This is a genomic window from Leucobacter sp. Psy1 (assembly GCF_020096995.1).
Classification (GTDB): Bacteria; Actinomycetota; Actinomycetes; order Actinomycetales; family Microbacteriaceae; genus Leucobacter.
Genome location: NZ_CP083692.1, coordinates 1,145,151 through 1,164,426, shown reverse-complemented (window position 1 = coordinate 1,164,426; position 19,276 = coordinate 1,145,151). Strand labels below are relative to the sequence as shown.

The 19,276-nt window shown below is 67.7% G+C and carries 17 protein-coding genes; 5 read left to right on the top strand and 12 right to left on the bottom strand.

The features are described from left to right. Positions 1-4 precede the first annotated feature (4 nt). Positions 5-790 (top strand): thiazole synthase, encoded by a 786-nt coding sequence (locus tag K8P10_RS05510; RefSeq protein ID WP_370631973.1) that lies wholly within the window; start codon positions 5-7, stop codon positions 788-790. Then, complete coding sequence (locus tag K8P10_RS05505; protein WP_224780803.1) at positions 787-2,031, top strand: ThiF family adenylyltransferase; 1,245 nt, start codon at positions 787-789, stop codon at positions 2,029-2,031. The genes K8P10_RS05510 and K8P10_RS05505 overlap by 4 nt, the downstream gene beginning before the upstream one ends. A 1-nt stretch (position 2,032) precedes the next feature. On the opposite strand, the gene hflX is transcribed toward K8P10_RS05505, so the two are convergent. Next, complete coding sequence (hflX, locus tag K8P10_RS05500; RefSeq protein ID WP_224780802.1) at positions 2,033-3,556, bottom strand: GTPase HflX; 1,524 nt, start codon at positions 3,554-3,556, stop codon at positions 2,033-2,035. Positions 3,557-3,642: 86 nt separating this feature from the next. Here hflX and K8P10_RS05495 point away from each other — a divergent pair, with 86 nt between their 5' ends. After that, positions 3,643-4,308, top strand: coding sequence for a class I SAM-dependent methyltransferase (locus K8P10_RS05495; protein ID WP_224780801.1), 666 nt, complete (start codon positions 3,643-3,645; stop codon positions 4,306-4,308). Positions 4,309-4,331: 23 nt separating this feature from the next. On the opposite strand, the gene dapF is transcribed toward K8P10_RS05495, so the two are convergent. The 11 genes from dapF to K8P10_RS05440 all read right to left on the bottom strand — a co-directional run bounded on the left by dapF (position 4,332) and on the right by K8P10_RS05440 (position 16,218). Next, positions 4,332-5,189, bottom strand: a complete 858-nt coding sequence (gene dapF, locus K8P10_RS05490) for a diaminopimelate epimerase (RefSeq protein WP_224780800.1) — start codon at positions 5,187-5,189, stop codon at positions 4,332-4,334. A gap of 36 nt (positions 5,190-5,225) precedes the next feature. Next, positions 5,226-6,140, bottom strand: a complete 915-nt coding sequence (gene miaA / locus K8P10_RS05485; RefSeq protein ID WP_224780799.1) for a tRNA (adenosine(37)-N6)-dimethylallyltransferase MiaA — start codon at positions 6,138-6,140, stop codon at positions 5,226-5,228. Beyond that, positions 6,137-7,675 (bottom strand): tRNA (N6-isopentenyl adenosine(37)-C2)-methylthiotransferase MiaB, encoded by a 1,539-nt coding sequence (gene miaB, locus K8P10_RS05480; RefSeq protein WP_224780798.1) that lies wholly within the window; start codon positions 7,673-7,675, stop codon positions 6,137-6,139. Before miaB ends, miaA begins: the two co-directional genes overlap by 4 nt. 35 nt (positions 7,676-7,710) lie before the next feature. Then, positions 7,711-8,496, bottom strand: a complete 786-nt coding sequence (locus K8P10_RS05475; protein WP_224780797.1) for a regulatory protein RecX — start codon at positions 8,494-8,496, stop codon at positions 7,711-7,713. Positions 8,497-8,502: 6 nt separating this feature from the next. Continuing rightward, positions 8,503-9,573: a recombinase RecA gene (recA, locus tag K8P10_RS05470; RefSeq protein WP_224780796.1), complete on the bottom strand. Its 1,071-nt coding sequence runs from the start codon at positions 9,571-9,573 to the stop codon at positions 8,503-8,505. A gap of 316 nt (positions 9,574-9,889) precedes the next feature. Further along, positions 9,890-10,198 carry a DUF3046 domain-containing protein gene (locus K8P10_RS05465; RefSeq protein WP_370631972.1) on the bottom strand — a complete coding sequence of 103 codons (309 nt, stop codon included), beginning with the start codon at positions 10,196-10,198 and terminating at the stop codon, positions 9,890-9,892. Further along, the gene (locus tag K8P10_RS05460; RefSeq protein ID WP_224780794.1) at positions 10,119-10,439 is read right to left on the bottom strand and encodes a helix-turn-helix domain-containing protein; all 321 of its coding nucleotides are present in this window, start codon (positions 10,437-10,439) and stop codon (positions 10,119-10,121) included. The genes K8P10_RS05465 and K8P10_RS05460 overlap by 80 nt, the downstream gene beginning before the upstream one ends. A gap of 161 nt (positions 10,440-10,600) precedes the next feature. Beyond that, on the bottom strand, positions 10,601-11,173 hold the full coding sequence (locus tag K8P10_RS05455; RefSeq protein ID WP_224780793.1) for a CinA family protein: 573 nt from the start codon (positions 11,171-11,173) through the stop codon (positions 10,601-10,603). Positions 11,174-11,181: 8 nt separating this feature from the next. Then, positions 11,182-11,763: a CDP-diacylglycerol--glycerol-3-phosphate 3-phosphatidyltransferase gene (gene pgsA, locus K8P10_RS05450; protein WP_224780792.1), complete on the bottom strand. Its 582-nt coding sequence runs from the start codon at positions 11,761-11,763 to the stop codon at positions 11,182-11,184. Then, positions 11,756-14,704 carry a DNA translocase FtsK gene (locus K8P10_RS05445; protein WP_224780791.1) on the bottom strand — a complete coding sequence of 983 codons (2,949 nt, stop codon included), beginning with the start codon at positions 14,702-14,704 and terminating at the stop codon, positions 11,756-11,758. The genes pgsA and K8P10_RS05445 overlap by 8 nt, the downstream gene beginning before the upstream one ends. A gap of 113 nt (positions 14,705-14,817) precedes the next feature. Continuing rightward, positions 14,818-16,218, bottom strand: coding sequence for a peptidoglycan DD-metalloendopeptidase family protein (locus K8P10_RS05440; RefSeq protein WP_224780790.1), 1,401 nt, complete (start codon positions 16,216-16,218; stop codon positions 14,818-14,820). A gap of 224 nt (positions 16,219-16,442) precedes the next feature. Here K8P10_RS05440 and murJ point away from each other — a divergent pair, with 224 nt between their 5' ends. Further along, positions 16,443-18,065, top strand: coding sequence for a murein biosynthesis integral membrane protein MurJ (gene murJ, locus K8P10_RS05435; RefSeq protein ID WP_224780789.1), 1,623 nt, complete (start codon positions 16,443-16,445; stop codon positions 18,063-18,065). 86 nt (positions 18,066-18,151) lie between these two features. Next, positions 18,152-19,255 carry a peptidoglycan bridge formation glycyltransferase FemA/FemB family protein gene (locus K8P10_RS05430; RefSeq protein WP_224780788.1) on the top strand — a complete coding sequence of 368 codons (1,104 nt, stop codon included), beginning with the start codon at positions 18,152-18,154 and terminating at the stop codon, positions 19,253-19,255. The last annotated feature ends 21 nt before the right edge of the window (positions 19,256-19,276 follow it).

The following is a 19,276-nucleotide window of genomic DNA, read 5'->3' as shown; positions in this document are numbered from 1 at the left end:
CGGCGTGCTGACCATCGCCGACCGCACCTTCGACTCACGGCTCGTCATGGGCACGGGAGGGGCGACGTCGCACGCGCTGCTGGAGGAAGCCCTCGTCGCGAGCCGCACCGAACTCACGACGGTCTCCATGCGGCGCCACAGCGGCGACTCCGAGGCACAGGGAGAGTCGGTGTTCGCGCTGCTGGAGCGACTCGGGATCGCCCCGCTCCCCAACACCGCAGGGTGCCGCACCGCCCGCGACGCCGTCATTACGGCGAAGCTCGCCCGAGAAGCCCTCGGCACCGACTGGGTGAAGGTCGAGGTCATCGCCGACGAGCGCACTCTGCTCCCCGACACCGCGGAGCTCCTCGATGCCTGCGAGCTGCTCGTCGCGGAGGGGTTCACGGTGCTCGCCTACACGTCCGATGACCCCGTGGTCGCCGCGCGACTCGAGGACTCGGGTGTGGCGGCCGTCATGCCGCTCGGCTCCCCCATCGGCACTGGCCTCGGGATCCTGAACCCGCACAACATCGAGCTGATCTGCAATCGCGCCACGGTGCCCGTGCTGCTCGACGCCGGCGTCGGCACCGCCTCGGACGCCGCGCTCGCGATGGAGCTCGGATGCTCCGGCGTGCTGCTGGCGAGCGCCGTCAACCGGTGCCAGGACCCCGTGGTGATGGCGCAGGCGATGCGTCACGCCGTCGAGGCCGGCGCTCTCGCCCGGCAGGCCGGCCGCATCCCGAAACGGGAGCACGCCGTCGCGTCGTCCACCTTCGATGGTCTCGCGAGCTGGGCGGAGCAGGTCCTGTGACCCGCCCGCCCGCAGCGCTGGACGAACGGGAGCTCAGACGCATCGCCAGGCAACTCGCCCTCCCCGGGTTCGGGCTGCCCCAGCAGGAACGACTCGCCGAAGCCCACGTGCTCGTCATCGGCGCGGGAGGGCTCGGCTGCCCGGCCATGCAGTCGCTGGCGGCCGTCGGCGTCGGGCGCATCACCGTGATCGACGACGACGACGTGGATCTCAGCAACATCCACCGGCAGATTCTCTTCGGCGCGGACGACGAGGGGCGTCCGAAGGTCGAGGTCGCCGCCGAACGGCTTCAGCGTCTCCAGCCCGGGATCACCGTCACGCCGCTGCGCACACGGCTCACCTCCGACAACGCCGTCGAGCTGGTGGCAGCGGCCGACCTCGTACTCGATGGGTCCGATACGTTCGCGACCAAGTACCTCGTGGCCGACGCTGCCGAGCTGACCGGCACCCCGCTCGTCTGGGGCACCGTGCTCAGGTACCGCGGCGACGTGGCGCTCTGGTGGAGCGGCCCTGGATCGCCGGAGGGCGGCGCCGGGCTGCGCGACCTCTTCCCGGATCAGCCGGCCGCCGACTCCGTGCCAGACTGCGCCACCGCCGGTGTACTCGGGGTGACCACGGCCGTCGTGGCAGGCCTCATGGCGACGGAGGCGGTAAAGCACCTGTCCGGAATCGGCACGTCGCTCGTCGGCACGCTGCTCAGCTACGACGCTCTCGCGGCGGAGACCCGGAAGTTCTCCGTCTCGCACGACCCCGACCGCTCGCCGGTGCTGGAGCTGCGCGACGATTACGGCCCCTCGGTATGCCGTTCCCCAGGCGGTACCGGCGCCGCCAACACCGGTGACGCCGACCGCCGGGAAGCCGACGCAGCGCTCGCACTCCTCGACGCGGGGCGCGCCGTCGCTCTCGACGTCCGCGAGGCGCACGAGAAGCTCATCGCCGATCTCCGGGTGCCAGGACTCCACATGCCGCTCTCGGAGATCTCGCCAGAAGCGTTCCGCGCGCTTCTCGGCCGGGCGGCCCGTGCGCTCAACGGAGGATTCGACCAGACACAGAGCTCCGACGAGACACACCGTTCCGGCGAGATCATCGTCTACTGCGCATCGGGCAAGCGCAGCGGGAGCGTCGTCGCCGAGTGGGAGACCGCGGCGGCCGAAGAGTTCGGTCTCCGCCTGCGCAGCCTCCCCGGCGGGGTTAATGCTCTGCCTCGCGAGGCCACTCGACCGGCGGCGCCGGACGAGTGACTCAGGCTGCGAGGAAGGGTTCGAGCTTCGCGAGCATTTCTCGCGACACGAAGGCGCTCACCCGGGTGCCGCCCTCTTCGTACTCGGTCTCGAGCACCCGGTTCCGCTCGTGCAGTTCGGCGACGAGCTCACCGCGCTCGTAGGGGATCACAGCGGTCACGAGCGTGTCGGGCACGGGCAGCGCGGCGAACAGGCGCTGCCGCAGCTCCTCGATCCCCTCGCCCGTGCGCGCCGAGACGAACACGGCGTCGGGAGCGAGGCCGTGAAGCACCATCCGCGTGGACTCGTCGACCAGGTCGGCCTTGTTGAAGACGACCAGCTCGGGGATCGCCTGGCCGTCGACCTCGGCGATCACCTCCCTGACCGTGCGGAGCTGAGCCTCAGGATCCGGGTGGGAGCCGTCGACGACGTGCAGAATCACGTCAGCCTCCGCGACCTCCTCGAACGTCGACCGGAACGCCTCCACCAGCTGGTGGGGCAGGTTGCGCACGAACCCGACAGTGTCGGCATACGTGAACTGCCTGCCATCATCGGTCTCCGCGTGCCGCACAGCGGTATCGAGCGTCGCGAAGAGCTGGTTCTGCACGAGCTCCTGCACCCCCGTCAAGCGGTTCACGAGCGACGACTTGCCTGCGTTGGTGTACCCGGCGATCGCGACCGACGGCACCTCGCCGCGCTTCCGGTTCGCGCGATTCGTCGCGCGTGACGGCGCGAACCCCGCGATCTGCTTGCGGAGCTTCGCCATGCGCGAGTGGATCCGGCGGCGGTCCAATTCGATCTTCGTCTCACCCGGGCCCCTTGACCCCATTCCCGCTCCAGCGGAACCGACCTGGCCACCGGCCTGACGGGACATCGATTCACCCCAGCCGCGCAGACGCGGCAGCAGGTACTCGAGCTGCGCGAGTTCGACCTGGGCCTTGCCCTCTCGACTCTTCGCGTGCTGACTGAAGATGTCGAGGATCACTGCGGTGCGGTCGATCACCTTCACTTTCACGACGTCCTCCAGCGCACGCCGCTGGCTCGGTGCGAGCTCGGTGTCGGCGATCACCGTATCGGCTCCCTCGGCGGCGACGAGCTCGGCGAGCTCCTGGGCTTTGCCCTTGCCGAGGTAGGTGGCCGGGTCGGGATTCGCCCGGCGCTGCAGCAAGCCGTCGATCACGCGTGCTCCAGCCGTCTCGGCCAGCGCCGCGAGTTCGCGCAGCGAGTTCTCCGCATCGTCGACGCTGCCCTGCGAATACACGCCGATCAGCACCACGTTCTCGAGCCGCAGTTCGCGGTTCTCGACCTCCGACACGTCTTCGAGTTCGGTCGACAGGCTCGGCACGCGCCGCAGCGACGCCCGCTGCTCGCGCTCCATGCGAATCGCATCGAGGTCTTCGGCGAGCTGGTCGTGCTCGGCGTCGCCGAGCGCCTGCGCACCCTCGCTCCAGTCGCGCATCACGGTGGCGTCCCGTCGCTGCGATGCGCGCGCGAGGATCCGCTCGATCGGGTCGTCGGTCGGCTGCTGATCTTCTGGTCTACTCATCTGAGGCCAGTCTAGGTGCCCCGCGCCCGCGCGTGTCGCGAGTTCGCCCACAGCGCAGGGTGCGAGCGGCCTGGAATACTGGAGCAGTGAGCGATGAGACCCAGCACTACTTCTCTGCGACCCCGGCAGGCGACTATCGTCCGCGGGAGGTGGAGGTCGACCTCGCCGGCTCCGCGCGAACGGTGGTCACCGCTGGCGGCGTCTTCAGCCCGGACGGCATCGACCGAGGCACCGAAGTTCTCCTGCGGTGGCTCGACGAGGTCGAGGAACCGTCGGGAGCCGGCGCCACCCCTGATCGGAGCGCGTCCCCGGAACCGGACCAGGCCTCCGCGATCCTCGACATCGGCTGCGGGTGGGGGCCGATCGCGGTGAGCGCGGCACTCGCCCACCCCGACCGTCAGATCTGGGCGATCGACGTCAATGCGCGCTCCCGCGAGCTCTGCGAGCAGAACGCCGCGCGCCTGGGCGCGGTCAACGTCCACGTGGTGGAGCCCGACGCCGTTCCCGCCGACCTCGAGTTCGCCGAGATCCGATCAAATCCGCCGATTCGAGTCGGCAAAGAGGCACTCCACGTGATCCTGCGTCAGTGGCTGCCCCGCCTCGCGGACGGCGGATCCGCCTCGCTCGTGGTCGCCAAGCATCTCGGTGCCGAGTCGCTCGCGAAGTGGATCGCGCGGGAGTTCCCGACGCTCGCGGTGGAGCGGGCGCATCGGGATCGGGGATTCCACGTGCTCCGCGTCACCCGCGAGTAAGCGCCGCCCCCGCGGCCGATCCCCTACGGGAGGTCGATCGAACCGCGGTACACCAGCTCCGCGGGCCCGGAGAGGGATACGTGCTCGATGTCGCCGACGGGGAACATGCTCACGAGTAGCGTGCCGCCCGGCACCGCAACGCGCCAGTCGTCCGGCATGCCTGGTCCTCCCCAGTGCCGGAACGCCAGCGCGGCAGCCGCAGTACCCGTGCCGCACGAGAGCGTCTCTCCGACGCCGCGCTCGTGCACGCGCATCCGTACCTCAGCGATGCCATCGGTCACGAGCGGTTCCCGCGGCACCACGAACTCGACGTTGGCGCCGCTCGCGGGCACCGGATCCAGACGCGGCGCACTGGTCAGCTCGAGCGCTTCCAGCTCCCCGTCGTGCGCGAGCGCGCAGACCACGTGCGGGTTGCCGAGATCGATGCCGAGACCGGGGCGCGCGACGTCGAGACCCGGCACGGTGACCAGGCGCTCCTCGGCGAGCCGCCACCCGCCGAGATCGACGGTGTACTCGTTCGCATCGACGAGGACGTCCTTGATTCCGGCTCGCGTGGCGATGGCGATGGAGTCGCCGGGGTCCACCGAGATGAGTCCCTCCGCGATGAGGAAGTGCACGTACACGCGCACCCCGTTGCCGCACATCTCGGCGGGCGTCCCGTCGGCGTTCCAGTAGTCCATGAACCACTCTGCACGGTCATCGCCCTCGGGGTGGGCCGATGAGCGGATGGCGCGAATGAACCCGTCCCCTCCGATACCGAAGTGCCGGTCGCAGAGGTACCGGATCTGGTCGGGCGAGACGTCGAGCCGCCCCTCGGGGTCGCTCACCAGCACGAAGTCGTTGCCGGTGCCGTGACCCTTGGTGAACTCGATCAATGCCATGCCCACCAGTCTAGAGAGTCTGGTACCCGCTGAGCTTCAGGTGCGCTCGATGGCCCCGACGTCAGGCGCATCGAGCCAGGTGACGTCCGGGTACCGGCGGAACCAGCTCACTTGTCGCCTGGCATAGCGCCGGGTGAGCCGCTGTGTCTCAGAGATCGCCTCGTCCTGCGACAGTTCACCGTTCAGCTGCGCGAGAGCCTGAGCGTACCCGATGGCCCGCGACGCGGTCGGGCCGTCGCCGATGCCGCGCGGAATGAGTTCGCGCACCTCGGCGACGATTCCGTCCGCCCACATGGCCTCCACCCGGCGGTCGAGTCGTTCCACGAGTGCACCGCGCTCGGCGTGCACACCGACGATCCGAGTGTCGGGCGCCCAGAGCTCCGGTGTCTCAGGGAGCGTGCCGTGGGCCGACTCACCGAGCTCGTGCAGTTCGAGCGCACGCACGACTCTGCGGCCGTTCCGGCCGTCCACAACCGCAGCGGCGGCGGGGTCGAGGCGCTCGAGACGCGAGAACAATTCATCTACGCCGACGACCTCGAGCTCGGCTTCAAAGCGAGCTCGGATCGCGTGGTCGCGCGGCGGGAAGCGGAAGTCGTAGATCGCGCTCGAAACGTACAGTCCGGATCCGCCGACCAATATCGCATCGGCGCCGCGAGCGAACACCTGCGCGATCGTCTCGCGCACCGTCGGCTGGTACCACGCGACGGTCGACTCCTCGGAGGGCTCGAGGACGTCGAACAGATGATGGGGAATACCGCGTCGCTCGGCAACGGGGACTTTCGCGGTGCCGATGTCCATGCCGCGGTACACCTGCATGGCATCGGCGTTCACGATCTCCGCGGTGCGGCCCGTCTCCCCGATTCGCTCGGCGAGGTCCAGCGAGAGACCCGACTTGCCGGTGCCCGTCGCGCCGACGACGACCCACAGCCGCGACGAACCGCCCGCGGTCATCGGATGCGAAGCGTCGGCAGACCGAGGTTGACGGCGCCAGGTGCAGCGGAGACACCAGGTGACGGCACTCCGCAGCTGTCCGCTTGCCTGCGGTCCCACGCGTCGCCGGCGCGCGTGCGCCTGATCCGCACCGCCGCGGTGTCGTCGGCGAGGAGGAAGTGCGGCGCAGCGTCGGTGATCCTGACCGTGACCACGTCGCCGGGGCGTGGCCGCTCGCTGCCGTCGGGCAGCGCGAAGTGCACGAGCCGGTTGTCCTCGGCGCGACCCGAGAACCGCTGGGTGGCCTCGTTCTTCCGCCCTTCACCCGCGGCGACGAGCACCTCCTGCAGTGATCCGATCAGCGCCTCGTTCTCCGAGAGCGACATCCGCTCCTGAAGTGCGGTGAGACGTTCGAACCGCTCCTGCACGACTTCCTTCGGGACCTGATCGTCCATGGTGGCCGCGGGAGTGCCCGGCCTGATGGAGTACTGGAACGTAAAGGCGCTCGAGAATCGGGACGCCTCGACGACCCGCATGGTCTCCTGGAAGTCCTCTTCCGTCTCGCCGGGGAATCCGACGATGATGTCGGTCGTGATCGCCGCGTGCGGGATCTGCTCGCGCACCCGATCGAGAATGCCGAGGAACCGGCGCGACCGGTACGACCGTCGCATCGCCTTGAGGATCGCGTCGGAGCCCGACTGCAGCGGCATGTGCAGGGACGGCATCACGTTGGGGGTCTCCGCCATCGCAGCGATGACGTCGTCGGTGAAGGCCGCGGGGTGCGGGCTGGTGAAGCGCACGCGCTCGAGCCCCTCGATCTCACCCATCGCCCGCAGGAGCTTGCCGAATGCCTGACGGTCGCCGAACTCGACACCGTAGGTGTTCACGTTCTGCCCGAGCAGCGTGATCTCGATCGCTCCGTCATCGACGAGCGCTTGCACCTCCGCGAGGATGTCACCCGGGCGACGGTCCTTCTCCTTGCCGCGCAGCGCGGGCACGATGCAGAAGGTGCAGGTGTTGTTGCATCCGACCGAGATCGAGACCCAGCCGCTGGAGGCCGAGTCTCGTTTCGTCGGCAGCGTCGAGGGGAAGACTTCGAGCGATTCGAGGATCTCGACCTGGGCTTCCGAGTTGTGCCGCGCTCGTTCGAGCAGTGCCGGCAAGGACCCCATGTTGTGGGTGCCGAAGACCACGTCGACCCAGGGCGCCTGTTCGACGATGGCACCCTGGTCCTTCTGCGCGAGACACCCGCCGACGGCGATCTGGAATCCGTCGTGCTCTCGCTTGACCTTGGCGAGCTGGCCGAGGTTGCCGTAGAGCTTGTTTGCCGCGTTCTCGCGGACCGCGCAGGTGTTGATGACGACGACGTCGGCCTGCTCGTCGGGCGCAGCCGCGGTGTACCCGGCGGCTTCGAGTGACCCTGACAGGCGTTCCGAGTCGTGGACGTTCATCTGGCAGCCCAGGGTGCGCACCGAGTAGCTGCGCGGCGACCCGTCGGCCCGCAGCGCGGCGGGCGACGGGTCGATCACGGTGGAGTCAGCGGGAGTGGGACACATGGTGTCGATTCTACCGTCGCGTCAGTTCGCCAGGCTCACTGGAACCGGACGCCCGACCCGCCGCGACCGCGGCCCTGCAGCGCGTCGCGGACCGCACGTCTCGCCGGCTCGCCGCCCCACCCGCGTCTGGCGAGATATCCGAGGAGTCGCCGTTCAGCGGTCTGCGGATCGAGGCCGGTGAGGCGCCTGGCCCGGTCTTCTGCCGCGGTACGGAGCAGCTCGTCTTCCTGTTCCTCGTCGAGGTCGGCGAGCGCCGCTTCGATCGCGGCGTCGTCGAAGAAGCGCTCCTGGAGCTTCCGGCGAATCTGACCCCGACTCGCGCCCTTCGTGTCGCGAAGCTTTTCGGTGACGATTCGTGCCAGGCCGACATCGTCGAGGTACAGGCTCTCTCGGAACTCGTCGATCACGTCGCTGACCTCGTGCGGGTCGTGGCCGAGCCGCTCCAGATCACGCCTGAGCTCCCCGCTCGAGCGAGCTTTGCGTCCGAGCACGCGCACTGCGTCCTCGTGCGTCGTGCGTTGCGGGCCCTCAGACGCGGATTCTCGCGCAGGGTCCGAGGGCTGCTCCGTCGGAGCCGCAGTCGGCAGCGATCGGATCGGGTGCAGTTCGACGGGAGCGGAAGGCGACGCATCCTCCCGCTCTCCGTCGAAATCCGACTCGGGCTCGGGCTCTTGCTCCGCGGTCGCCCACTCCCGCTGGGGTTGCGCCCACTCGCGCTGGGGCAGCTTGGACCGCAGGGAGATCACCTCGGCGAGATCGCCGCGGTCCTCTCCCTGCGGCCGCTCCGCGTCTCCGGGTGACGGTCGAAAACGTACAGCCATGAGCGCTTAGGCTCCGAGGCGCTCGTCGCGGATCGGAGCGACCTCGGCTTCCGCCTCGGCCTCGGGCTCAGCCGCGCCCCGCCCGTTCACGCCGAGTTTCGTGAGGATCTTCTCCTCGATCTCGGCGGCGATATCGGCGTGCTCGACAAGGAACCGGCGGGCGTTCTCCATACCCTGCCCGAGCTGGTCACCGTCGTAGGTGTACCAGGCCCCGCTCTTCTTGACGAGCCCCTGCTCCACGCCGTAGTCGATGAGGGAACCTTCACGGGAGATCCCGTGGCCGTACAGGATGTCGAACTCGGCCTGCTTGAAGGGCGGCGCCATCTTGTTCTTGACGACCTTCACGCGGGTGCGGTTGCCGACCGCGTCCGTCCCCTCCTTGAGGGTCTGAATGCGGCGGATGTCGAGCCTGACGGAGGCGTAGAACTTGAGCGCTTTTCCACCTGAAGTGGTCTCCGGGCTGCCGAAGAACACGCCGACCTTCTCGCGCAGCTGATTGATGAAGATCGCCGTGGTCTTCGTCGCGTTCAGGCCACCAGTCATCTTGCGCAGCGCCTGGGACATGAGCCTGGCCTGCAAGCCCACGTGGCTGTCTCCCATATCGCCGTCGATCTCGGCCTTCGGCACGAGCGCCGCGACGGAGTCGATCACGACGAGGTCGACGGACCCCGACCGGATGAGCATGTCTGCGATCTCGAGCGCCTGCTCCCCCGTATCCGGCTGCGAGACCAGCAGCGCGTCGATGTCAACACCGAGCTTCTGCGCATAGTCGGGATCGAGCGCGTGCTCCGCATCGATGAACGCGGCGATACCGCCGTTCCGCTGAGCGTTGGCGATCGCGTGCAGCGTCAGCGTGGTCTTACCCGACGACTCGGGCCCATAGATCTCCACAATGCGGCCACGGGGCAGCCCGCCGATACCGAGCGCGACGTCCAGTGCGACCGAGCCGGTCTGGATGACCTCGACGGCCTCTCGCTCCTGACTGCCGAGGCGCATGATCGCGCCCTTACCGAACTGCTTGTCGATGTTCGCGAGCGCCGCGTCGAGTGCTTTCTCGCGATTCTTGGGTGCTGCCATGGTCTCTCCTCGATTGGGCGGATCTCTCCGCGTTCTGCCGCCTACCGGCTGTCGGCCTCCAACGTTCCGGAGTCACCGACAAGGCGTAGTGGGGTGTTCAGGAAAACCCTAGGCCGCACCTCTGACATCGGAGCCAGATTCACGGAACTCGGGATCGGATCCCCGATCACCTCACCTGTGCACGACAATACCAAAGTTCGAACACATCTTCGGGATATGTGTTCGCTCGAACCGCGTGTCGCGCATCGAACCAGCACAACTCGGGGCAGACACACCGGTGCCCCGGAGGGATCACCCTCCGGGGCACCGGGAGCACTCACCGATTCGGCTCTCGCAGTCCACGCCCATAACGCCGGTCCGGGGGCACCTGGAGATCCTCGCAGAGCTCGACCCAGACCGTCCGCGCGGGAACTCCGCGCTCAAGAGCGTCCGCCGGAGTACCGCCGAGCTTCGAAAGCCAGTGATCCCTGATCAGCACCCCCGAATAGGCTTGCCCGAACTCCTCGGCCATCGCGCGCTGAAACTCACTCAGCCGCACGGGACCCTTATGGAACCAGCTCGGGAGTGAAGTCCGTGACGAGATCGTCGGGAACCGTGTCGGGAACCCGATCACCCAGCCGAACATTCAGGCCTTCAGCAACCGTGTAGCGCTCGCTGACCTCACCGAGGATCACCGAGAGCGGCGTATCCAGCGCTTCGGCCACCGCGGCGAGGATCTCGCTCGACGCTTCCTTCTGCCCGCGCTCGACCTCGCTGAGATAGCCGAGAGCCACGCTGGCCTCACCGGCGACCTGTCTCAGCGTCCGGCCCTTCTGCAGGCGGAAGTCGCGGAGCACGTCACCGATCTCCTGACGAAACAGCACCATGTGCACCCTCCTTCTGACTTCCACGACGTGTGATCGTGGTCCCACTCTACCCGCGCGCTTGTCAGGTCGCCACGGAAGTGCCGATTCATTACCGGCATCACAGGAAACAACTCAGAGACTACCGAGACTATTCCTGAGTCTTCGCTGAACTTGAGCGGGCTTCACTCAAGTTCAGCGAAATCTCCGCGCAATGCCGCGACCCCGAGCCGCACCGCCTGCGTGACGGTCGCCACCCGCACCTGCTCCCGCGAACCCTGCACCACCGGCAACCGCACCGCCCACGCTCGCTCGCCCGTCGCCACGGCGGAATCCGCCAGGCTCACTCCGATCCACACCGTGCCGGCCCCCTGCCCGGTCTGCGGATCCGGATCGGGGCCCGCCACACCGGTGGTGGCGATCCCGAGCATCGCAGGCGCGACGCGAGGGCAAGCCACCTCGACGCCTGCTCCGTCACCGGGCACGGCGCAGGCTCGCCTCACACCCGAGGCCATCTGCTTCGCGACCTCGGGGTCGACCGGACCTCGGCGCCGGAGAAGCTCGCCATCCACCCCCAGGAGCCTCTGCTTGAGGGCCGTGTCGTACGCGACGATCGCCCCCGAGAAGGCGGCGGATGCGCCGGGAACCGAGACGATGGCATCGGACAAGCGCCCGCCCGTGAGCGACTCGGCGACCGCGATCCGCCCTCCGCGCTCCCCCGCCAAACGGATCAGCTCGGCGGCCGGCGTCGCGGACACCCGGTGCCCTATCGCCGGGCCGTACGAACGGCGTTGATGACGTAGTCGATACCGCTTGCGATCGTCAGCACGACGGCAATCGTCATGGTGACGATGTTCACCCAGTTGAACCAGTCGCCGAGTACTTCCGGGAGCGGGAGGAGCGCAAGGGTGATGGCCACTGACTGGGCGACGGTCTTCAGCTTGCCCATCCAGGCGGCTGCCACCACGATACTGCGGGCTTCGAACAGCCGATGCACAGTCACTCCGACTTCACGGACGAGCACCACGATCGTGACCCACCAGGGGAGCTCCGCGAGGATCGACAGGCCGACCAGGGCAGCGCCGGTGAGGAACTTGTCGGCGATCGGATCGAGGAGCTTTCCGAGATCGGTGATGAGGTTGCGTGACCGGGCAAGGTAGCCGTCCCAGGCATCGGTCGCGATCGCGACCACGAAGAATGCGGCGGCCGTCCAGCGGAGCGGCCCCATCTCTCCCCCGTCTGCGAGCAGCATCCAGATGAAGAACGGCGTCGCAACGATACGCGCCGCCGTGATGATGTTCGGCGCGTTCCAGTTACTCGGTCGCGCGGGCGTCTGCGCTTCAGTCACGTCCGGTCAGCCCCCATGCATCCTCGTCGGAATCGGCCTCGACCTCTTCGAGGCCCTCTTGCGCCCTCCCGATCGGATCGTCGTAGCGGTCGTCATCGCTCGAGCGTGCGCTGCCCGATCCTGCCGGGGCCAGCACCTCGGTGACTGCCTCCCCTGCTGCGGACGGAGCTGCACCGCCGGCGTGCGGTCCAGCGACTCCCCCGGCGGGCGACGAAATCGGTGCTGCGGACGGAGCTGCTGCAGGCGGTGCCGCTGCAGGCGGAGCGGGTCCGTCCCCCGTGATCCTGGCGAGCACCTCGGGCAACTGCTCGGGCGCGACCAGGACGTCTCGAGCTTTGGAACCTTCGGAGGGGCCGACGATTCCACGGGATTCCATGAGGTCCATGAGTCGCCCCGCTTTTGCGAAGCCTACTCGGAGCTTTCGCTGGAGCATCGATGTCGAACCGAACTGCGAGGTGACGACCTGATCGATCGCGGCAAGGAGGTCGTCGAGATCGTCGCCGATGTCGGCATCGATCTCCTTCTTCTCGGCCGCCTGCGCGACATCCGCGCGGTACTCGGGCATCGCCTGCGACTTGACGTGCTCGACGACGCGGTGAATTTCGTTCTCAGGCACCCAAGCACCCTGCACGCGCATCGGCGTCGAGTCGCCGTTCACGAGCAGGAGGCCGTCGCCTTGACCGATCAGACGCTCAGCGCCGACTTCATCGAGGATCACCTTGGAGTCGGTGCCCGAGGCGACCGCGAAGGCGTACCTACTCGGCACGTTCGACTTGATGACACCGGTGACCACGTTGACCGACGGGCGCTGAGTCGCGAGGACGAGGTGGATGCCGGCAGCGCGCGCGAGCTGGGTGATGCGCTGAATCGAGTCCTCGACGTCGCGCGGTGCGACGAGCATGAGGTCGGCGAGCTCATCGATGACAACGAGCAGGTAGGGGTACGGCTTCAGTGTTCGCTGGCTGCCCTCGGGGAGGACGATCGAGCCAGAACGCACCGCTTCGTTGAAATCGTCGATGTGACGGAACCCGAAGCTTGCCAGGTCGTCGTACCGCATATCCATCTCTTTCACGACCCACTGCAGCGCTTCTGCCGCCTTCTTGGGGTTCGTGATGATGGGGGTGATGAGATGCGGCACGCCCTGATAGATGGTGAGTTCGACGCGCTTGGGGTCGATCAGTACCATCCGCACCTCAGCGGGCGTGGCACGCATGAGGAGGCTCGTGATCATCGAGTTGATGAAGCTGGACTTGCCCGAACCCGTCGCGCCGGCGACGAGGAGGTGCGGCATCTTGGTGAGGTTCGCGACGACGAACCCGCCCTTGACGTCTTTGCCGACACCAATAGTCATCGGATGCGCGCTGCGCTGAGCCTTCGCCGAGCGCAGCACGTCGCCGAGCGCAACATTCTCCCGATCCTTGTTCGGGATCTCGATACCGATCGCCTTCTTGCCGGGGATCGGCGAGAGGATCCGGATCTCGTTGGACGCGACCGCGTAGGCCAAGTTCTTCGAGAGCTGGGTGACCTTCTCAACCTTCACGCCGGGTCCGAGTTCCACCTCGTACTGCGTGACCGTCGGCCCGCGCGAGAAGCCGGTGACCGACGCATCGACCTTGAACTGAGCGAGCACCTCCGTGATCGCTTCCATGATCTCGTCGTTCGCCCGAGTGTGGGCCTTCCCGGGTTCGCCCGCGGAGAGCTCGTACTGATCGGGCAGCTGGTAGTCGACGGGAGCGGCCGGCTCATGCGCGGGAGCGACCGCGAATGTACGGTCACCCGCCCCGGTCTCGAGCGGATGCTCCGGCGGGGTCTCAGGGATACCCTCTGGCTGCTCGAACGAGTCGTCTCCCAGACCGGACGCCGGACGAGGAGCGCGACCGGCGACCGCCGCCTCCGCCTGCTCCATATCGCCGAGGAGGTCGCCGGGGAGGGCGTGGGTCTGCGGATCCTCGAGTGCGCTGTCGAACGCGCCCTCCGCAGCCGCAGCCGGAGCCTCGGCGCCCGGAAGCACACGGTCGACATCATCGGCTCCCTGGTCGGCGTAGTCGGGATCCTCTTCGCGACCCGACGCGTTGCGGCGCCACCAGGGTAGCTGCCCGGTCTCGACAGGCTCATCCTCGAGGTCGAAGAGCGTCTCCTGACTCTTCCGCTTCGAGCGCTTCGGTTTCGCCGCTGCGGCATCGGCATCGGCGGCGTCGGCGCGACTCCGCGATGTCTCGTCGTCCTCGTCCACGGCTCCGAAGAGGAACGCGTATGCCTCACCCAGGCGGCGGGCGATGCGCCCGGGAGGCGTCTTGGTCACGATGAGGAGAGCCAGCGCGAGCAGCAGCGACAGCACGGGGGCGGCAACCCACACCGTGAGTGCGTAGAGCGGGGCACCGACGAGCCATCCGAGCAGCCCACCAGCTGCCGCGAGAGTCTCCATCCCGTCAGCCGGTCGCGGTGTACCGCCGAAGACATGGCAAAGTCCGGAAATGCTGAGCATCGCGATGAAGAGACCGATCGCGATACGTCGGTTATCGCTGACGCTCGACGGATTGTTGAAGAGCCAGAACGCGAACCCCATCATGATGATCGGCAAGCCGAAGGCGAGGCGACCGAAGAGCGCGCCGAACGTCCAAGCATCCAGCTGTACCGCGACCGGTTGCCCGATGAGGAACCACTCGATGACCGCACCGGCGATCGCCATCAGCGTCAAGAGGAGCGGGATTCCGTCGCGGCGATCAGCCGGATCGAGAGGCTCGAGACGGAACGCCCGCGCTGCCGCCCCGACTCCGTGGCCCAGACCGCGCCAGGCACGGACCATCACGCCCTCGGTGGGCTCGGGCGCTTCCGCGAGCACACGGGTCTTCGAAGTCTTCGCCGAAGTCTTCGAGTTCGCGCGCGTCGACGTACCGGTGGCCTTCCCGGTTTTTCCGCGCGCTGAAGTCTTACTGGGCATACATCTACGGTACCGCGGACCTCCGACGCCAACGCAGAACGCCCGCGGCGAGCCTGAAACTGCACGGGTGCAGTCCGGCCCGACGCGGGCGTTCAGTGCGTGAGCAGCGGAGTCTAGAAGTAGAGTCCCCTGGCCGCCATGGCGGATTCCGGCTCAACGGCCTGCGACTCGCCCCACCAGGTCGCGAAGTGCAGGTGCGGCCCCGTGGAGCAGCCCGTCGTGCCGACCTGACCGATGACCTGTCCGGCACCGACTCGCTGGCCGACACCCACGTAGGGAGCCGTGTTCTGGTGGGAGTACCAGGTGTCGGGACCGCCGTCATCGTGGCGGATCCGCACCTCGTTGCCACCGCAGAAGGTGTTCCAACCCGAGAACACGACGGTTCCCGCTCCCGCTGCGCGAATCTCGGTTCCCATAGGAGCCGCGAGGTCGATGCCGTTGTGCGCGCGTGCGCCGCCCCAGCGGTCGGTCACCTGGTAGCTGCTGAGGGGAAGCACCCAGCCGCCCGAGCTACTGCCGCCGCCACCACCGCCACCGGAGCCACCGCCACCGGTGCCACCGCCGCCACCACCACCGGTGCCTGCGGGCGGAGGCACAACGCCGCCACCCCCGCCACCGCCACCGCTGTTGGCGAGGCGCTGACGCTCGAGTTCGGCCTGGCGCGCGAGCTCGGCCTGCTGACGGGCGATCTCGGCGGCGATCCGCTGACGCTCCTCCTCTTCCTTCCGGAGGCGCTCCTCGTAGCCGTCGACGGTCTTCGTCGTCTTGTCCTTCAGCGCCTCGAGCTGGGTCTGCAGGGTCTTCTGCTGCTTCTCCTGCTCGACGAGCTCGACACGGGCTTCCTCAGCCTCGGCCGCGGCCGCAGCGCTCTTCTGCTGAGCGATCGCGCTGAGTCGGTCACGCTCTGCCTTGGCCTCTTCCGCCTGCTTCCCGAGGGACGCTGCAGTGTTCATGGTGCGCTCGGCCTCGTCAGCGACGGAGGTGTTGCGCTCCGTGGCCTTCGACATCGATGCGAGGCGCTCAAGCAGCTGGTCCGCGGTGGAGTCATCGGTCTCGAGGAACAGCTCGACGTTGCGGTCGATACCGCCCGAGCGGTACATCTGCGACACGAGCGAGGCAGCCTGCTCGGCTGCTTCGTCGGCCTCGACGCGGCTCTTCTCGGCCTCCTCCGCGAGCGCGTCCGCTCGATTGGCAGCCGTGAGCGCATCCTCGCTCGCTGCTTCGGCGACCTGCTGCGCATCGGCGGCGGCGTTACGGGTCTTCTCGACCTGCACCTCGAGCTCGTCGAGGAGATTCTCGATCTCCGTGACCTTCTTCGCGGCGGACGCCTCGTTGCTCTTGGCCTTCTGCACGTCGTCCCAGGTCGGGAGATCCAGGTCGAGGGCCTGAGCCGGCTGCGCGTCCTGCACCTGCAGTCCCGTGAACCCGAATGCGGCCACAGCGAACACTGCGATCGCCCCGATTCCGCGCCTCACAGCATCTCCGCGCCGGCGAGCGGCTTTCGTGGCAGACATGCGCCTCCTCAGCAATTCAGTACTTCCCCGCGAACACCCAACGCCCGCACATACCTTTGACACGATAGCAGGCTGGACGCTTGCTGAACAGTCCTGATCTGAATTCACCCGAGCTCCCGGTTAGACTCGTCCACGTTCTGCCCACCGCCCCGTCACCTGCTTGGAGCCGCCCGTATGCCCGGACTCGAGTCGATCCCGACGCCTCCGCTGAGGAGTCGTCGCTGATGGCCGGAAGCGTCGGTCGCGCCGGCCTCTGGATCGCCTCGGGCACGCTCACCTCTCGCGTGCTCGGCCTCGTGAGGGCGATGGTGCTGGCGTACGCCATCGGTTCGATCGGCTTCGGCGCGAACGCGTTCGCCAACGCTGGCAAGGTGCCGAACACCGTCTACACCCTCATCGCGACCGGGGCGCTCACGGCGGTCCTGGTGCCGCAGATCACGAAAGCGGCCCTCGCAGCCGACGGCGGCGCCCGGTATATCAACAAGCTGATCACCCTCGCCCTGGTCGGCTCGGGCGCCATCATGGTGATCGCCGGCGTGTTCACGCCCCCTCTGATCTCATGGCTCGGGTCGAGCTGGAGCGCGGACCAGGTGGAGCTCGCGACGGTGTTCGCGTTCTGGCTGCTCCCTCAGATTCTCTTCTATTCGTTGTACACGGTCCTCGGGGAAGTGCTGAACGCACGCAGCCTCTTCGGCCCATATGCTTGGTCCCCCGTCCTTAACAACGTGCTGAACATTGCAGGACTCATCGGTTTCGTCGTCATCTTCGGAGCCGACCCTGACGGAGTCGCGGGTGCCGGGAGATGGGATCTGCTCGGCATCGCGCTCGTGGCGGGGTCGGCAACGCTCGGTGTTGCTTCGCAGGCGCTCATCCTCTTCGCGTTCTGGCGTCGAGCGGGTCTCACGTTCCGCATCGACTTCGGCTTCCGCGGCATCGGGCTCGGCACCATGGGCAAGGTTGCCGGTTGGACGTTCCTGACGGTCCTCCTCACACAAGCGGTCGGCCTCTTCAACACCCGCGTCATGAATCTCGCGGGATCGGGCGAGGCCGGTCTCGCCGCAGCCGAACTCGCCGGCCTCATCTTCGTACTGCCCCACTCGATCATCACGATCTCTCTCGTGACTGCGCGGTTCACTCGCATGAGTGAAAACGTCCACGCGGAGAACTTCGCCGCGTTCACGTCGGACATCACCAGTTCGGCCCGGCTCGTCGGCTTCTCGATGATGTTCTTCACCGCGGCCATGCTCGTACTCGCATTTCCGCTGATTCGCTTGATTCAGCCCGGCGCGACCTACGGGGTGGTGAGCACGGTGTCGGTCGTGCTCATCGCGAACCTCATCGGTCTCCTCCCGTTCAGCCTGCTGTTCGTGCTCAACCGCGGGTTCTTCGCGCTGAGCGACACGCGGACGCCGTTCTTCATCGCCGTGGGTCAGTCGGCGCTCACGATTCTCGCGGCGATCTTCTGCACGACCCTCCCATCAGAGATGATCACGGCGACGTTGACGGGAGTGATCTCGTCACTGTTCGTGCTGCAGATGCTCGCGACGTTCCTGCTCCTGCGGCGCAGGGTCGGGATCCTCGGCGGTCGCGGCATCCTCGGCGGCATCGCTCAGAACCTCGTCGCCGCGGTCGTGGCCGCTCTCGCGGGATGGGGGGTTCTCGCGCTGCTCGGTGGCATCGAACCCGAAGCTCTGGCCATGCGCAGCTTCCTCGGAGCGTTCATCGCCTGCGCCATCGTCACCGTCGCAATGGCCGTCGTCTACGGGCTGATCCTGCTCGTGATGCGCAACCGGGAGGCGATCTCGATCCTCGCCCGGCTCCGCGGAATGCTTCCGGGGAGCCGCTGAGGCCACTGCGGTACCGGCCAGGGACCGCTGCGACCCACGCACTACACTGGATCTTCGTCCACCCGAACGAGAGGGGTCTCCCGCACATGAGCAGTCTGCAGGCTCGCGCCGCCACGGCCGAAGAACGGCGACGGTGGGACGAGCTCGTCGCCGCGAATCCAGCCGGAGGGGACTTCGTTCTCGCAGAGGCTTTCGCCGAGACGAAGGCGGCCGTCGGATGGACGCCGCGGCACCTCGTGTTCGCGCGCGGAACGGAGATCGTCTCGGTGGCACTGGTGCTCGAGCGGCGCATTCCGACCGTCGGCACCTACTGGTATCTGCCGCACGGCCCTGCAGTCACCACGCCGATGGAAACGCACGAGCACGCCGAGGCACTTGCCGCGTTCGCCAACGCCGGTGCCCCCCGGGTCTTCGCCATCACGATCGAGCCGCCTGTCGAGAACGCCCCCGCCTACCGTGAGGCGTTGGAGACCGGCCCCTATTCCCTTTCGGGCATGGATGCGCGCTGGCGCGAGGGCCTGCAGGGCAACACGAGCACTGCCATTGTGAACATCGATCGCGACGACGACGCCCTCATGACCAGCTTCCACAAGAAGTGCCGCAACATGATCCGGCGGGCCGAGCGCGACGGGGTTCGCATCGTCGACATGCCGGCGACACCGGAGACCTTCGCGCATATGCACCGCCTCATGCGCCTCGTGGGCGGCGGCAACAAGCAGGACTTGAATCTGCGGTCCGAGGAGTATGCCGAGCGCTTCTGGCGCGGCTTCTCCGCGCGCGGGCAGGGATCCTTCGCCGCCATCGAGGTCGACGGCACCCCGGCGGTGATGGCGTATTCGATCCGGATCGGCGATCGCGCGTTCTACAAGGACGGCGGCTCCGAACGTCCGCGCGTGACGCCCGGGATGTCCAACCTCATGCAGTGGCATCTCATGCGCCAAGCACGCGACGCGGGAGCGAAGACCTACGACATGCTCGGGGTACCTCCGCGAGATCAGCTCGACGACCCAGCCCACCCGAATCACTCCCTCGCCCCGTTCAAGCTCTCGTTCGCCCGCGAGGTGACCGAGTACATCGGCGCGTACGATCTCGTGCTGCGTCCGGCGGCGTTCCGCCGGTGGCAGCGGTACGGGCTCCCGGTCGCCCAGCGGCTGCACCGCAGGCGCTATCACGACCTCGGGCTTTTCTAGCACCGGCGCGTCCGCAGACCG

Bases quoted from the DNA above. Each gene is read 5' to 3' on its own strand.
- miaA (WP_224780799.1), bottom strand. From the start codon at position 6,140: ATGACCGCGGGCGGTTCGTCGCGGCTGTGGGTCGTCGTCGGCGCGACG.
- K8P10_RS05445 (WP_224780791.1), bottom strand. From the start codon at position 14,704: ATGCCCAGTAAGACTTCAGCGCGCGGAAAAACCGGGAAGGCCACCGGT.
- miaB (WP_224780798.1), bottom strand. From the start codon at position 7,675: ATGTGTCCCACTCCCGCTGACTCCACCGTGATCGACCCGTCGCCCGCC.
- K8P10_RS05475 (WP_224780797.1), bottom strand. From the start codon at position 8,496: ATGGCTGTACGTTTTCGACCGTCACCCGGAGACGCGGAGCGGCCGCAG.
- recA (WP_224780796.1), bottom strand. From the start codon at position 9,573: ATGGCAGCACCCAAGAATCGCGAGAAAGCACTCGACGCGGCGCTCGCG.
- hflX (WP_224780802.1), bottom strand. From the start codon at position 3,556: ATGAGTAGACCAGAAGATCAGCAGCCGACCGACGACCCGATCGAGCGG.
- dapF (WP_224780800.1), bottom strand. From the start codon at position 5,189: ATGGCATTGATCGAGTTCACCAAGGGTCACGGCACCGGCAACGACTTC.
- K8P10_RS05460 (WP_224780794.1), bottom strand. From the start codon at position 10,439: ATGGTGCTGTTTCGTCAGGAGATCGGTGACGTGCTCCGCGACTTCCGC.
- K8P10_RS05465 (WP_370631972.1), bottom strand. From the start codon at position 10,198: ATGTTCGGCTGGGTGATCGGGTTCCCGACACGGTTCCCGACGATCTCG.
- K8P10_RS05440 (WP_224780790.1), bottom strand. From the start codon at position 16,218: ATGTCTGCCACGAAAGCCGCTCGCCGGCGCGGAGATGCTGTGAGGCGC.
- murJ (WP_224780789.1), top strand. From the start codon at position 16,443: ATGGCCGGAAGCGTCGGTCGCGCCGGCCTCTGGATCGCCTCGGGCACG.
- K8P10_RS05430 (WP_224780788.1), top strand. From the start codon at position 18,152: ATGAGCAGTCTGCAGGCTCGCGCCGCCACGGCCGAAGAACGGCGACGG.